The sequence below is a fragment of the Parapedobacter luteus genome, from assembly GCF_900168055.1.
Classification (GTDB): Bacteria; Bacteroidota; Bacteroidia; order Sphingobacteriales; family Sphingobacteriaceae; genus Parapedobacter; species Parapedobacter luteus.
Window position 1 is genome coordinate 209288 of sequence record NZ_FUYS01000004.1, and the last position, 15646, is coordinate 224933.

The window sequence follows — 15646 nt, forward strand, 5'->3', positions numbered from 1 at the left end:
TAACAAACAAACACTATGGAGTTAACTATTTTAAAATCAAAAATCCACACCGTAAAAGTCACCGAAGCAAACGTCGCATATAATGGGTCAATTACCGTAGATGCCGATCTACTGGATGCCGCCCAAATCAAGAAATACGAACAGGTTTATGTCAACAACGCGGTAAACGGCAGCAGGATCATGACCTATGTGCTCCCGGGGAAACGCGGAAGCGGTGAAGTGTGCATGAATGGTGGGGCTGCGTTACATGCTAAGGTCGGCGATACCGTACATATTCTGAGCTTTTGTACCGTAAGCGAAGAGGAAGCGGACAGCTACCAGCCGGTATTGGTATTCACCAAAGATGGCAACCAAATTGCATCCGTGGAGCGATACAACTATTGACGGGTACGGGTTCTGCACACACCACTTTTTTGTCCGCAAACCGGCGTAAGGCAGCGATGGCAACAACTCATACTATTTTATTTAGTATCTTTGTCCAAAAGAAGATAGCGTATGAGACGATCTGGCATCGCCAATCTGCCACTGCACCACGGCCACGTACCTGGATGGCTCGCCGAACGGATGACAAGGCTCGGGCTGGCCATTACGGAATGTATCCTGCAAGATTTCGGAAAGCAGGAATACCTGAAAAGGCTGAGCGATCCCTTTTGGTTTCAAAGCCTGGGGTGCGTGATGGGCATGGATTGGCATTCGTCAGGCATCACCACTTCCGTACTCGGCGCCCTGAAAAAGGCAGTCAACCCACTGTCGAAAGAGCTGGGCATCTATATCTGCGGCGGCAAAGGCAAACATTCGAAAAACACGCCTCAGGAGCTATATCGCTATAGCGATAAGCACGGGCTGGACGGAGCCGGGTTGGCGCGGGCCTCGAAGTTGGTCGCGAAGGTGGATAATTCTGCCATCCAGGATGGCTACCAACTCTATTTACATGCGTTTATCGTCAACGACGAAGGGGGATGGACCGTCGTACAGCAGGGAATGAAGGATGCAGACGCCACGGCCCGGCGTTACCACTGGCATAGTGAGGGGTTTGCGTCCTATACCGAACAGCCCCACAGCGGCATTTGTGGCGCAAACCAAGGGAAAATCATCGACATGACGGCGCTGGAAGCGAAACCTACGAAAGCAGCCATCCTCAGTTTGTGTACGGAAAAGCCGGCAACTGTCCTGGCTGAGCTGTCCACGCTGTCGATGCCCAACCGCCACCATGTCACGGCAAACGACATCAATCTCAAACGGCTGGGCGCCATGCTTTGGCTTACGCACGAAAGACAACCTGCCGACTTCGATGAGCTGCTGCTGTTGCAAGGTGTGGGAGCCCGCACCTTACAGTCGTTGGCGTTAGTCAGCGAAGTGATTTACGGAACACCGACCCGGTTTGACGACCCCGCGCGGTTTTCATTTGCCCATGGCGGTAAAGACGGACATCCTTTTCCCGTACCGACAAAAATCTACGACGAAACCATCGATGTACTCAACCGAGCGGTTCGACAAGCGAAGCTCGGACTGCATGACAAAAAACAGGCAATACAAGCGCTGAGCAGCCTCGCATACCGAGCTGAAAAAGACTTCGTAGCACGTGACAACCTCAATGAACTGCTCGAAAGAGAGCGGAACAATGCATGGCAATATGGAGGAAAAACCGTCTTTGGCGATTCCATGCCTCCCGTAAATAACCAATTAAGGTTGTTTGATTGAAACAACGCGGCGCATCGTGCTGGCCTAATACGGCGGAGGGCTTACCGATGTCCATCCTCCGTCGACGATAAGTGTCTGTCCGGTAATGTGCCGCGCTTCTTCGCTGACCAGAAACAGCGCAGCCGCAGCGATATCGGCTGTGGTTGCTGGCCGCCCCATTGGCGTTAAACGTGACCAGACCGCTTCATATTCCCTATCCGTCACCGTCCGCTCTGTCAACGTCGCACCGGGGGCCACGGTGTTTACATTGATCCCGAACGGTCCCAACTCCACCACCAAGTGCTTTGCAAGCATCTCCAACGCTGCTTTGGACATGCCGTAGGCTGCCAGGTTTTTGTGTGCCTGATGGCCCGTCGCCGAGGAAGTAAAGAGTATTGTCCCCCCTTTTCCCTGCGCAATGAATTGTTTGGCTACCGCTTGCGCGAGGAAAAATGTACCGCCCAGGTTTACATCCATCACTTTGCGGAAGGATTCCGGCGAATACCCCAGGAAGTCACCAAACAAGGTGATTCCTGCATTGGCTATCGCAATATCGATACGCCCGGTTTCGGAAACAGCTGTCTCAACAAGCTGTGTAATGACCCTCAAGTCGCTTGAATCTCCCGGGCAAGCGATGCATTTCCCCACATCCTGTAGTTGCCGGGTAGCATCGGCCGTCAATGATTCGTCGATGTCGTTGAGTAACACGGTTGCTCCTTCGAGGGCCAACCGCTTGCATAGTTCAAAGCCGATGCCTTGGCCAGCACCGGTAACAATGGCCGTCTTGCCAATAAATCTTGTTGATGCCATCAAATTCGGTAATTACGTATGCGTATCGTTAATCAGTGTGAGTCGCGTGAAACCGTGCTCCCCGAACCGCCCTTCAGGAAGTCAAAATCGGCACCCAGATGAGCTTGCTCCACATGGTCTACATACAGCTTGGCATACCCCCGTGTAAACGCGTTGGTGGCGTGTATGTGCGATGCCCTCCGTTTCTCCAGCTCAACGGCATCCACCAGCAGGTCAAGCCGCCGGCCAGCAACATCCAGCCTGATGAGATCGCCATCCTGTACAAGTGCAATCGTGCCTCCGTCGGCAGCCTCTGGCGATACGTGCAACACAACGGTCCCAAACCCGGTTCCACTCATCCGGCCATCCGATATCCTTACCATATCCGTAATCCCCTTGGCAAGCAATTTCCTTGGCAACCCCATGTTCCCTACTTCCGGCATCCCCGGATAGCCTTTAGGCCCTACGTGCTTCAGCACTAAAACACTGTTTTCATCCACGTCGAGGTCAGGATCATCGATCTTGCGCTTATAATCCTCAATATCTTCAAATACCACTGCTTTTCCTGTATGCTGCATCAGCCGCACGCTGGCGGCCGAAGGCTTAAGCACTCCACCGGCTTCACAGAGGTTGCCTTTCAGCACTACCACACCCGAAATCTCATTAAAAGGCTGGTCCAGATCTGAGATGACGCTTCGGTTTAAACTTACTTTTCCGGCGATATTATCCCCTACGGTACGGCCATTTACCGTGATGCAGTCCTTATGGAGATGTTTGTCGATGGCGTTCATCACTGCGGGCAGTCCACCAGCATAGTACAGGTCTTCCATAAAATAGTTGCCGGAGGGCTGCAAATTTGCCACCAGTGGAATATCCCTGGACAACACGTCGAAGTCATCTATCGTCAGCTGCACGCCAATCCTTCCGGCTATGGCGAGCAAGTGGATAACGAAATTGGTCGATCCGCCTATTGCCGCGTTTACCTTAATGGAATTTTCAAAAGCTTGGCGGATGAGTACGCTGGACAACGTTAAGCCATCGTTTACCATCTCGACGATACGCCTGCCGGACAACTGGGCAAGCACTTTCCTGTTGGCGTCTGCTGCGGGTATCGCCGCATTTCCAGGCAACGTAAGCCCCAGCGACTCAACCATGCATGCCATGGAAGAAGCCGTTCCCATTACCGCACAATGCCCCTGGCTCCTGCACAAACCGGCTTCCGCTAAATTCAACTCTTCCTCGGTCATGATACCCGTGCGCACGTCTTCCGAAAACCGCCATACATCGCTGGTGCCGATATCCCGTCCATTATACTTTCCTGTGAGCATGGGGCCACCCGACACGACGAGCGTGGGAAGGTCAACGCTGCATGCACCCATCACCAATGACGGTGTCGTTTTGTCGCAGCCGCATAGCAAGACCACACCGTCAATGGGATTCGCTCGGATGGACTCTTCCACATCCATGCTGGCCAAGTTGCGGAATAGCATCGCCGTCGGCTTCATGAGGGTCTCACCCAGCGACATCACGGGAAACTCAACCGGATATCCCCCGGCCTCAAGGACACCCCGCTTTACCGATTCGGCCAATTCCCTGAAATGCCCGTTGCACGGGGTAAGCTCCGACCAGGTGTTGCAGATACCAATGATAGGCTTCCCTTTGAACTCGTAGTCGGGTATCCCCTGGTTCTTCATCCATGCACGGTAAATAAATCCGTCTTTCCCCTTTCTACCGAACCATTCTTGACTCCTTAATGATTTCGCAGACATTGAAAATATGTTTAGTTTATAATTAGCAGGTATAGTTAAAGCTACTTCGCTCAAAGCTATAAAAAATTTCCGAGTTTACCGTGCCTACGATACAACAGCGGTTTGACGGCCCAATCATTTAATTAGAAAATTTTTGTTTTCACTGGCCAAAAATTCCTTAATCGGATTTTTTGTAGTAGGTTTGCACACTTTTAGCAATTGAATGTTTACACCGGAAGCGCTTAAGAAGGAGCTGGCCAAACCGAAGCATATCGTTGTCACCACGCACCATAAACCTGATGGGGATGCATTGGGCTCATCGTTGGCTGTCTACCATTGGCTGAAAGCCAAGGGCCACGCCGTACACGTCATCGTCCCATCCGACTTTGCCGCTTTTCTTGATTGGATGCCCGGCAGGCAGGATGTAAAGATATATTTGGACGATAAAGCGGCCCATGACGCATTGATTGCCGAAGCCGACTTCATCTACTGCCTTGACTTCAACGGATTGGCTCGCATCCACGCGATGGAGGAAGCGGTAAGGCAAGCCCCGGGTGCCAAAATCATGATTGACCATCATCTCGAGCCGGAAAATTTCGATGACTATCGGCATTGGGATAGCCAGGCCGCCGCTTCTGCACAGCTGGTGTACGACTTCATTGCCAATGTCATGGACGAACATCAGTCCATCACGCCAGACATCGCCACATGCCTGTATACGGGCATCATGACGGATACTGGTTCTTTCCGGTTTCAGACGACCACGCCGGCTACACACCTCATTGCGGCAGACCTCATCACGCTGGGCGCACAAAATTGGAAAATACACGAGGCAGTATATAACAGCTACACCGAAAACCGCCTTAAGTTTCTCGGGTTCTGCTTGTTGAACAGGCTTGAAGTACTCCACGAGTATCGTACCGCACTATTCAGCATCTCCCGTGAAGACCTCAATCGGTTCCAAATCACGACCGGCGATACGGAGGGGCTGGTAAATTATGCCCTTGCCATCAGCGGCATGAAGCTTGCGGCATTAATTATCGATCGCACCGAACAGGTAAAGCTCTCGCTGCGTTCCGTGGGGGACTTCCCCTGCAATGAGGTATGCAAAACGCATTTCAACGGCGGCGGGCATCGCAATGCAGCCGGAGGAAATTCAAATGAACCACTGACGAACGTGGTACTGAAATTCAAATCGATATTGCCGGAATATAAAGCACTTTTAATACCATAATTTTAATTACACACAAAAAATGAAGAAATCAATTTTTAGTTTAGGGCTTGCAATCGTTGTGCTGGCCGGTGCCTGCCAGCAATTCAAGACGGGTGAAGGGGGTTTGAAATACAAAATCGTGAAGGATAACGGCCAGCCAAAAGCACAGACGGGAGATTTGCTATCCGTAAACCTGACCGTCACAACCGACAGGGACTCCTTGCTTTCCAGCACCTACAAAATCGGATTGCCGCAGATCGTGACAATTGCGGCCGACTCACTGCCGGGCCTGTATCCCGGCGATTACAATTCCATGTTTAAGATGCTGGGCGAAGGCGACAGCGCCGTATTCCAACTTGATCTGGACACCATGGCGGCCAAAACTATGCAGCCGAAGCCGGATTTTGCCAATAAATACGTAACCTTCAATGTGAAGGTAAACAAGCATTTCAAAAAGGGCGAATTAACAGACAGCGCATTATACGCCGAAGTAAACACCTATTTCGATGCTGAAATCGAAAAATTGAAAGCGTCAGAAGAAAGCAAAATCAACAATTACATCGAGAAGAACAATTTAGAGCCATTGAAAACGGCATCCGGACTGCAATACATCATTACCGAAGAAGGTACCGGTGAAAAGCCTGTTGCCGGAGATACCGTGAAGGTCAACTACACAGGTGCATTGGTAGCTTCCGGAGATGTATTCGACACCTCCATCAAGGAAGTGGCCGAAAAGAATAAGATATTTAATCCGATGCGCCCGTATGAGCCTGCCAAATTTGCCATTGGCGTACGCCAGGTCATCCCCGGTTGGGACGAAGGCTTATTGCTGTTGCCTAAGGGAACGAAGGCTAAGCTCATCATCCCTTCGCAGTTGGGCTACGGCGAACGCGGCGATGGACGTGGTGTCATCCCGCCTTTCGCACCGTTGGTTTTCGACGTCGAGCTTATCGACATCCTTAAGCCTGCAGCACAGGATACCACCGCGCAGCAATAAAAAAACAGAACGCCTTCCACCCGGAAGGCGTTCTTGCTTTGGACACATTGCCGGCTCCGGCAACGAAATGCCCGCCGGCATGTTGCATATAAAAGGAATTTATCTAAGTTTGCGTCATGGCAAGCATTTCACTGACCGATACCCATACGCACATCAATTATCTATATGGCACGCCGGAGTTAGATCATCAGATGCAACGCTGTTTGGCCAATGGCGTACAGCAACTGCTACTTCCCAATGTGGATAGCGGTTCAATCTCCCAGGTATTGGATACCGCCGCCGCTTATCCGGACAACTGCTATCCCATGATGGGGTTGCATCCCTGCGATGTAAAAACGGATTACCTCACCCAATTGGCCACCATCGAAAAAACAATAGCCAACCATAGCGTCTACGGCATTGGCGAGATCGGCATTGACCTCCACTGGGACAAAACGACCTTACCGCTACAACAGGAGGCTTTCCGCATACAAACCGGATGGGCCAAAGCCTTAGGATTGCCGGTATCCATACACTGCCGGAATGCTTTTGACGAGCTCTTCCAGTTACTCGACGAGGTGCAGGACGGGCGACTCACCGGTGTACTACATTGCTTCACGGGAAATAAGGAACAAGCCCAACGCACGATCGCCCTGGGGTTACATTTGGGTATCGGCGGGGTGGTTACCTATAAAAATGCCGGGCTTGATACGGTCGTCGCCGCACTAGGTCTCGAACACCTCGTCCTGGAGACCGACTCACCCTATCTCGCACCGGTGCCGTATCGCGGCAAAAAGAATGAAAGCAGTTATCTATTGTATATTGCACAAAAAGTTGCAGATTTGCACGGCGTACCATTAGAAGCCGTGGCCGCTGCCACCACGGCAAACGCTAAGCGGGTTTTTGGGATTTAGCCCGCACCAGTCAAGATAACCATAACACTAACCGGATGAATAATATATTCGTAATTTACACGGGAGGGACTATTGGAATGGTCAAAGACGAACAGAACGGCACGTTTATGCCATTCGACTTCGACTTGATCGCCAAGAATATTCCCGAACTTGCACGGCTCAATTACAACCTCAGTGTACATTCGTTTACCCCCATTATCGATTCATCCAATATGCAGCCCGCCATTTGGCTGGAAATGGCCAGTATCATTAAGGACAACTACGATGAATATGATGGCTTCGTTATTCTCCACGGCTCAGACACCATGGCATTTTCAGCATCGGCACTGAGTTTCATGCTTGAAGGGCTCCAAAAACCCGTGATTCTGTCGGGCTCACAGCTGCCCATCGGTGAGATCCGCACGGATGCCCGCGAAAATCTCATCACCGCCCTGGAGCTTGCATCAGCCAAGAAAAAAGGGCGATCCCTCATCCATGAGGTATGCATATTCTTCGACAACAAGCTCTTCCGGGGCAATCGTTCGTTCAAATACAATTCGGCCAAATTCGAGGCATTCCGATCACCCAATTACCCGGTGTTGGTCGAAGCGGGGGTACACCTGAAGTATAACCAAGAAGCACTGCTCGACAACAGTGACAAGGAATTTATTCTACACACCAAGCTGGATAATGCCGTATCGGTGCTTAAGTTATATCCCGGTATCAGTCCGCAGGTGGTACGCGCTGTACTCGAATCCGAGGCCAGGTCCGTCATTATGGAAACCTTTGGCTCAGGAAACACAACTACCGCACAATGGTTCCTTGATCTGATCGGCGAGGCTATCCGCAACGGTAAGAATATCCTCAACATTTCCCAATGCAAAGTCGGCAGCGTCGAACTGGGGCGCTATGAAACCAGCAAGTACCTTAAGGAAATGGGTGTGCTCAGCGGCTATGACATGACGTTTGAGGCTGCCGTAACCAAGCTCATGTACCTGCAGGGCGAGTTTGAAAGCCAAAGCGACGTAGCCTACTGGGCTGAACAGAACATCCGGGGAGAACTTACGGCATAAACGGTACGGCTACCTGTCCGTTTTCACCGCCTGCCTGGCAAGCAGCTTCCATTGCCCCCCGGCATGTTGCCAAACCGTCAATACATGCAAGCGGATTGTGGCACGCGGCTTACCGGCATCCTCCGTTTCGGCATCCAATTGATGGCGTACAATCGCAACATCCCCTGAAGTGGTGACCTGCTGATCCGAAAGCCGGATGTCCAGGAAGTTGGAGGTACCGTCGACCAACGCCGATATAAATTCCTCCTTGTTTTCTATTAAGCCGCTGGAATGCCCATAGGTGAGCGACGCAGCGGTCAACTGGTCCAGTGCCTCTGCATCGGCTTCGACCAACGCCTTTTTGAAAGCTTCGATTGTACCCGCTATGGATGGTTCCTGGCCCGAGTCCGGATTGCCTGGATTACAGGCAATCAATCCCACGACGGCCAATACAATCATTAATTTATACCTTTTCATCATTCAGTTGTTTATACCATGTTATCATATCCTGATATCCCTTCCGCAATATAGCCAAATCCGAATCCACGGCCATGCAACGGTATCCCATGGACACGAAGTTAGCAAAATCATCCCTATTGCGCAAAAGGATCCCAGCTTGCTTACCGTGCACTTCGGCCGCGCGTGCCACCTGCTCCAACGCCTCCTCAAAGCCCAGCTTATCTCCCGCAGGCTGATGAGCCAGTGCCAGCTTCAGATCCCCCGGTCCTACAAATAAGATATCCACGCCATCTACGGCCGCTATCTCGTGTGCATGGCGTACCCCCGCTACATCCTCTATCTGAGCAAGAAATAGGGGTTTGACATCGCGCGGGTCTACCGGAGGCTCCAAGCCATACCGATAGGTACGCACCGTAGTCGAATAACCCCGGTGCCCCATAGGCGGATACCGCATCGCCGCCACACATTCAGCCGCCTGCCGCGCAGACGTGACGTGTGGCAGCATAATGCCGTCAGCACCCCAGTCCAGCACCCGGGCTATTGTAGCGGCCTGCAGGTCGGGCACCCGGACAATCGCACAGGGCTCCCTGCCGCCGATGGTTCGCAAGAGCTCGGGAAGCTGCGCTTCGGGCGCGCTTCCATGTTCGAGATCGAGCAAAAGCCAGTCAAAAGGAAACTGCGCGGCGAGGTCCACGACGACCGGAGATCCGATGCTCAGCCAAGTCCCCAAGGTGACCGAGCCATCCAGAAATCGGTCATATTTTCTAACGTCGTATTTGTTCATAATGTGTCAATTGATTTATCTCCCCGTAGGCCTTCGCAAGCACTGTCTATACGATCAAGCGTGAATTGTTTAAGGCCTTTATGTTTCGGATTGTTCAAGAAAAACTTGTCCGACTTTTCAAAATAATTTCCTTTCACCCGGATGACGGACTTGAAGATGATATTGCGCAGCAGGTGCAACCAGAACCGCTGCTCGAAATCAGGAGGCAGGGCTTTCACGCGCTGATAGCCAGCTATGGCCGATAGCACCACGTCGCCGGAATGGAAGCACCCCAATAAAGAAAGGTCATCAGTCGGATCGCCAGACACGGCATCGTCCCAGTCAATAACGGCGGTAATCTGATTATCATTTCCGAGAATATTCCATAGCGCGAGGTCCTTATGCACCAGACATCCGGTGTCCAACTGGAGCAAGGGTCTGAAGCCGTTTACCAACTCCTTTAATTCGGCAACCTTATATGCGCTGATGAATCCACTGGCACGAAGATACTCCAGATGCACATCCCAATTCAGGAAAAAGTACTGCTCATAAGCATCATGATACCCTTCCAATCTACCCACCGAATGCAGCACATCAGGATTGAAAAGCCCGTATTTTCCCGGTTGTATGGATTGCCAAAGCGCCACATACCTCCCAATTGTGCCCGCCACAGCCAGTAGGTCCAGCTCACCCCGCTTGTCTACCACATTCAAGTCGCTACTGTCTACGCAGTCCATCACCTGAATGGCAAAAGGAACCACCGTGCGCGATACATCGGTGAGATAGATCAACGGGCAGGGAATGCCCTGCTGCCTTACCATCTCCATGACCTTCGACTCTACAGCCATGTAGTTGTCACCCTCAGGGCCGTTTTCCAGCCGAACGAAATAGTCACCGTCCGGATAATGTGCCGTGAAGGTAATGTGATTGCCCTGCCCGTTTGCAGGTTCGATGTTGATAAGCCCATTCCTGAAATGACGGTTGAGGTAGTCACGCACCTGAATGGTGATTTCCGGTAGCGACGAACCGGCAGTACTGCGGGTATTCTCGGAAGCAAAAGCGCGGTCCGATTTCCAATAGTAAATATTCTTGCGCCCAGCCATTAATCTTTAGGAGTTTTGCGGTGCCACCATGAAGCTAAAATAGATCCCGTTACGTTCATCAACGGTCCAAAAATAGCTGCCGCCAGTCCGAGGGTTGCAATACGTCCCATTTCCTTGGACAGCCCAGACGCCAAGCCGCCGTTTTGCATCCCCACCTCGATTGCGATGGTCCGGCAATCCCGCTCTTTGAGCCGGAATAGCCGGGCCGTCCAATACCCCACGGTGTATCCCAGGACATTATGAGTGAGGACCAGCATCACAAGCAGGGGCCCCACTGTCAGTAGGTTGTCGCGCCCCGCAGCCGCGATGACAACGATCGAAAATGCGATACCGAACATGGACACATAGGGCATGACGGCAGCAAGCCATGGCGTTTTACCGTGGAACAACTGATTGAACAGCAAACCGATACCTACGGGTAAAATAACCATCTTCAGAATGTCCCACATCATTTTTAGGGTATTGATTTCGATGAATTCACCGGCAAGGGTCTTCATGAGCAACGGCGTGAACAGTGGCCCCAGCATGGTGGCTATCGACGTAATTGTGACGGACAGTGCCACATTCGCCTTGGCGAGGTAAGCGATCACGTTTGACGCCATGCCGCTAGGTACGCAGCCAATCAGCACGATACCTGCAGCTATTTCATTGGGCAACCCGCTCAGCTGAGCAATGGTATAACCCAAAACCGGCATAATGGCGAACTGACAGGTTACCCCGATCAGTACCGGGGTTGGCATTTTAAGCAAGCCGGCAAAATCCCTCAAACTCATCGTTGTACCCATGCCGAACATGATAAGCTGTATGGACGGCGTGATCAGCGTAGACAGGTCAAAATTGCCCCACCGCGTAAAATACTGCGGGTAGCTGACTGCAGCTGCAAAGCATGTCAGGATAACCATCGTGTAGCTGAAGCCTTTGAGCGTTGGGTAGCCTTGGAAGGCTATGGAAAGGAAAATAAAAAAAAGAATCAACAGCGGTGGTATAAACGGAAGATTGCCCGTTAGTGCGGCTCCACCGCAAGCCACAACCGCCACAAGAGCTGAATAAAGAAAAAATTTACTAATATGCATATTTACCTTTCGTATCAATTATCCCATCATATTCCGGTCCGCCCGCTCCTACGTAACCGTGGCTTGCTCCACTTTCGTCGGGGCTCACCCAAAAGGCGTAAAGCTTGCCGTTGGTCAAGTGAAAGCGGAATTTCACGGGTGTTCCAGCCAAAGATGACAAATCATTACCGCCTTTCCATTCCACCTTGTACAACGTGCTGTCTGTTCGGATAGGCTCGCATGCCTTTGCAGCAAACTGCTTCACCACCCGATTACTTTCGTCGAGCACTTCTACCCGCAGCTCGCCTTCCGGGCAATCGACGTTGATAAACAGGTGTCTACCCTTGAAGACAACCGGGCGGGTTACCAACGTTCCGCCCCGCCTATCCGCATCCATGGATGCAAAGCCATCCCGGCGCAGGGTAGCCATGCCGATACTGGCGCCGGTATACATCCCTGTCCTTCCATTGGGATCCACACCCGAGTACCCACAATAGGGAAACCATAATTTGTCGCCCATTACCAGGCAGACCCCCATTGTGCCATGCAGGTAGCCGCGATCCCAATCCCCTTCCTTGCGTGTCGCCTCAATAAACGGCCGGCGGTCCGGCCTGTGCCAATGAAAACCGTCGCGGCTGAATCCCAATTTCAACTCCGTGATTTTCGGAAACCTACCTTCTTCACACACCCTATTATATGGCCCCAAATGGATATAAAATTCACCGAGCAAGATACTCTCATACGCCACGGCATTGAGGCTGTAAAGCTGAGCCGGGTTGTCTATCGCCGGATCGGGCGCATCCAGCGTATCGGCATTTACCCAATATACGGCATTGTCAAAGGCCGCGCCCTTAATAAATTCCTCGCTTTCGGAATAATATCGGGCCCGCCCCCTTTTTGTGCTCTTTTTAATGCTGAATGTCCATACATTACGGAAGGGATTATGGAAAAATGAGGTATAGTCTTCGGCATCGGCCGTATACACGCCTGTTGACCAAACCTTGCCATCAGCAGCGGTATGTAACGTATGCCTGGGACCGTCAGCCCGCTTTTCGAAGTACGTTTTCCAATCGCCATCGACCCAGCGCTCGATGATTGCCTTATACCGCTGCATGCTATCCTGTGCGTTCACATCCAGCCATATTGCATTGTCCCCTCCAGCCATCAACGAACCTGGAGGCAGAATCAGGTTCCCGCCCGCAAGCCCCAGATCGGGTCGCTCCCATGAAACCAGATCCGTACTCGTAGCCATCGCCAGGGCACCGCGCCATCCCGCCGTATAGAACATCTTAAAGCGCTTGTCGGCCGGGTCGTAGAACACCCCTCCGTGTCCCAGGTATGTCACCGCACTGTTGTCATGGTATGTTGCCAGCTCCTGCTCCGTCTGGGGGAAGAATACCGGGTTGCCCTCGTATTTTTCCGGCCGATGGAAAACCCGGTCCAGGTCGGTCCGCTCAATCAGGAAATCATCTACAAACAGCTGCCTTCCCACATCAATAGGAATGACCTCAGGCGGGTTTTCAAGATAAGGCACACGCATCGGCCCCAAATCAGCGGGGTCCTGATCGCGCGGGGGCCACACTTCAGGCAACCGGATTCCATTGTACAACAAACGCGAGGTGTCGCCGTGCGCTATCGCCAAGGTATCGCGCCGTGCTGCCAAATGGTCCGTTTGAGCCATTGCGTCATCCGCAGCCGACGACATAGCTAGTCCAAAAACACCATAACAAACCGCCTTCCGGACCCTGCACACGGCCAATGGCCCAGCCCATCTACTCAAAGTCAAAAAAAACGTAAATCTCATTCCTTGCTCTTAATTATTTCATTTATTCGATATGTCGCTTGCAACGGACCCCGAAGGCGGAGGCAATTTATCCAGCCCCCGAGGTCGGCTGATCAGTATCCTCGAACCGGACTCCGGACTTTGGAAGCGTCCTTCCAGTATGTCGGCCTCCGTGAAACGTGCCATCAGTATTTCGCCGTCCAGCTCACGGTTCCGGTCGTAGGCTATATATATGGTACCATCAGAAGCCTGGAAGCCATCCGGGTAGGATACTCCCCGCCGCTCGTCGATCATTAAGCCTCCCTTCCAGCTTTTACCATCGTCTTCTGAAAGATAAGCGGTCAGTTTAGAACGGAACGCCGTGCGCTCATCCAGCGCGCCGTGCCGTACCATTAGCAGACGGCCCGATTGCAGCCGCCGGATGAAATGGCGGGAGCTGATATGTGGCATGTATCGCTGCGGTGCAGACCAGGTCCTACCCTTATCGGACGAGACGCTCTGCCAGATACCGTCACCTGTCCTGGCGGTCATCCACAGCGTGCCGTCTCGGCGCTCGATGACCTGATGTTCATCGAACTTTGGTTTGGGAAAACGTACGCCTCCCCTGCGCTGCCATGTCTGGCCCCGATCGTTTGAAACGAAGACGTTGGCCATTCGGAATGTGTCCAGCTCGGGGAACGCTCTCTTATAAACCTCATCCTTTATTTTGCCGCGGTCCCATAGCGACACCGGAAGCATCCATGTGCCATCGGAGAGGACTACCGGTTTGTTGAGCGCGCAGCCGTGCCAGAGCCGTTTTGGCGCTGACCACCGTGGCTCATCGCTGTCAGGGTTTTCGCACACTGTGTACCACAACCCGGCCCGGCCATCGAAGTACGTCATGGACTGATCGAAAAACAACCACAGATTCCCTTGAGGATCCGTCCACAGGTTTCCCACTATCGTCCGTCTGGCATCACTGAGGCTTGGGTCGTGCGGATCGATCACCACCCTTGGCTCAGACCATGTCTGTCCATTATCGTCACTGGTATTCAATACAAAAAAGGCATCTTCATTGTCACCCCCGCCCACCCAACAGGCCCAAATACGCCCATTTGGCGTGCGTTCGATGCCAATGGTCATGCCGTAGTCTAGTCGGTCATAACCATATGTAGGAAGCGGGTTTGTATTGACGATGGGCGTTTCCATGGCTGGCTCTGCACGCTCTTCTACGTTGATCTGATTTCCCTGTGCGCGACTAGCTACATTGAAATATACGATAAACGACAATGTCGCCACCGCAATGCCTATGCACTTAACTAAAACCGACTTGCAATTCATATATCCGCTAATTTTGCTCAATATCTAGCGGCACTAATCCGCCTTTGTAATCTTGACATGACCCAGAAAAAACCGACCTACCTGTGTTGGATCAGACTTAATTTCTATCTGTGTCTCCTTAGTGGCATTCAATACCCGGAATTCCCTTGTTGTCCAACTATCTCTGGTGGTCACCTCCAGCTGGCTGACCGATGATATACCGCCATTAGCAACGCTGACGTACAACGTCTGCGAAGAACCACCCCAAATGGCCAAATCGACCGACACATTAATATTTACGCTTCCTTCGCCAATCATGTCCAGCGGTGGCGTTCGGATGTATGCATCCCTGGATGACTCTGTACCAATTTTCAGATAGCCGGGGCGTTCATACACTTTCGAGCCTTCCCACCCACTGATGCCGCGCAACTCCTTATAAGCCTCGGATACAAGCGCAAAAAAATCCGGGCAACCGTCCGTGTTGATACCGCATTCAGCAACCGGTTTGCTTTCGTCAATAATGTACCTATTGTCGTCATCCCGAGTAAATTCGCCCTTAACACCCGGCTGTTGGTTAATATAATCTCCTCCCCAAATCATTTTCTCGAAGTCCTCCTCAAAATAAACGGATCCGATGGTATCATCTTCATCGTCGTCTTTATGCTCCTCATCTTTGGCACAGCTCCATAATGAAGTCACAAAAAGGATAAGCGCAAAAGACCTCAACATCGTCCTCCAATTTCCCGTGCCATATTGTTTTGCAGTTAGCAGATTCGCTGTTGTAACGCGGTTTTTATTTATTCCGTTATTCATGATTCTATCGTCTAAATAAGTTA

Annotated in this window: 15 protein-coding genes; 6 read left to right on the forward strand and 9 right to left on the reverse strand. The window is 51.8% G+C overall.

Features of this window, described 5'->3' with window-relative positions:
• Positions 1-15: 15 nt before the first annotated feature.
• Positions 16-384 (forward strand): aspartate 1-decarboxylase, encoded by a 369-nt coding sequence (panD, locus tag B5X72_RS09965; protein WP_079716728.1) that lies wholly within the window; start codon positions 16-18, stop codon positions 382-384.
• A 111-nt stretch (positions 385-495) separates the two neighbouring features.
• Complete coding sequence (locus B5X72_RS09970) at positions 496-1701, forward strand: DUF763 domain-containing protein (RefSeq protein WP_079716729.1); 1206 nt, start codon at positions 496-498, stop codon at positions 1699-1701.
• Positions 1702-1725: 24 nt separating this feature from the next.
• On the opposite strand, the gene B5X72_RS09975 is transcribed toward B5X72_RS09970, so the two are convergent.
• Both B5X72_RS09975 and B5X72_RS09980 read right to left on the reverse strand, forming a co-directional pair.
• On the reverse strand, positions 1726-2490 hold the full coding sequence (locus tag B5X72_RS09975; RefSeq protein WP_079716730.1) for an SDR family NAD(P)-dependent oxidoreductase: 765 nt from the start codon (positions 2488-2490) through the stop codon (positions 1726-1728).
• Between the two features lie 32 nt (positions 2491-2522).
• Entirely contained in the window at positions 2523-4238 is a 1716-nt protein-coding gene (locus B5X72_RS09980; RefSeq protein WP_079716731.1) for an IlvD/Edd family dehydratase, read from the reverse strand.
• Positions 4239-4440: 202 nt separating this feature from the next.
• On the opposite strand from B5X72_RS09980, the gene B5X72_RS09985 reads away from it, so the two are divergent.
• The 4 genes from B5X72_RS09985 (at position 4441) to B5X72_RS10000 (ending at position 8372) form a co-directional block, all read left to right on the forward strand.
• On the forward strand, positions 4441-5451 hold the full coding sequence (locus B5X72_RS09985) for a DHH family phosphoesterase (RefSeq protein WP_079716732.1): 1011 nt from the start codon (positions 4441-4443) through the stop codon (positions 5449-5451).
• A gap of 19 nt (positions 5452-5470) precedes the next feature.
• Entirely contained in the window at positions 5471-6427 is a 957-nt protein-coding gene (locus B5X72_RS09990; protein WP_079716733.1) for an FKBP-type peptidyl-prolyl cis-trans isomerase, read from the forward strand.
• A 125-nt stretch (positions 6428-6552) separates the two neighbouring features.
• Positions 6553-7320 (forward strand): TatD family hydrolase, encoded by a 768-nt coding sequence (locus B5X72_RS09995; RefSeq protein WP_176146171.1) that lies wholly within the window; start codon positions 6553-6555, stop codon positions 7318-7320.
• Between the two features lie 35 nt (positions 7321-7355).
• Positions 7356-8372, forward strand: a complete 1017-nt coding sequence (locus B5X72_RS10000; protein WP_079716735.1) for an asparaginase — start codon at positions 7356-7358, stop codon at positions 8370-8372.
• A gap of 9 nt (positions 8373-8381) precedes the next feature.
• Here the strand turns inward: B5X72_RS10000 and B5X72_RS10005 are convergent, their stop codons facing one another.
• The 7 genes from B5X72_RS10005 to B5X72_RS10035 form a co-directional block, all read right to left on the reverse strand.
• Complete coding sequence (locus B5X72_RS10005; protein WP_079716736.1) at positions 8382-8831, reverse strand: nuclear transport factor 2 family protein; 450 nt, start codon at positions 8829-8831, stop codon at positions 8382-8384.
• Entirely contained in the window at positions 8815-9594 is a 780-nt protein-coding gene (locus B5X72_RS10010; protein ID WP_079716737.1) for an HpcH/HpaI aldolase family protein, read from the reverse strand. The genes B5X72_RS10005 and B5X72_RS10010 overlap by 17 nt, the downstream gene beginning before the upstream one ends.
• Complete coding sequence (locus B5X72_RS10015) at positions 9591-10676, reverse strand: phosphotransferase family protein (protein WP_079716738.1); 1086 nt, start codon at positions 10674-10676, stop codon at positions 9591-9593. The genes B5X72_RS10010 and B5X72_RS10015 overlap by 4 nt, the downstream gene beginning before the upstream one ends.
• On the reverse strand, positions 10676-11749 hold the full coding sequence (locus B5X72_RS10020; RefSeq protein ID WP_079716739.1) for a bile acid:sodium symporter family protein: 1074 nt from the start codon (positions 11747-11749) through the stop codon (positions 10676-10678). The genes B5X72_RS10015 and B5X72_RS10020 overlap by 1 nt, the downstream gene beginning before the upstream one ends.
• Entirely contained in the window at positions 11739-13409 is a 1671-nt protein-coding gene (locus B5X72_RS10025) for a glycosyl hydrolase family 32 (protein WP_139378630.1), read from the reverse strand. Before B5X72_RS10025 ends, B5X72_RS10020 begins: the two co-directional genes overlap by 11 nt.
• A 141-nt stretch (positions 13410-13550) precedes the next feature.
• Positions 13551-14831 carry a sialidase family protein gene (locus tag B5X72_RS10030; RefSeq protein WP_079716741.1) on the reverse strand — a complete coding sequence of 427 codons (1281 nt, stop codon included), beginning with the start codon at positions 14829-14831 and terminating at the stop codon, positions 13551-13553.
• Between the two features lie 33 nt (positions 14832-14864).
• Positions 14865-15539, reverse strand: a complete 675-nt coding sequence (locus tag B5X72_RS10035) for a hypothetical protein (protein WP_139378631.1) — start codon at positions 15537-15539, stop codon at positions 14865-14867.
• Positions 15540-15646 lie beyond the last annotated feature (107 nt).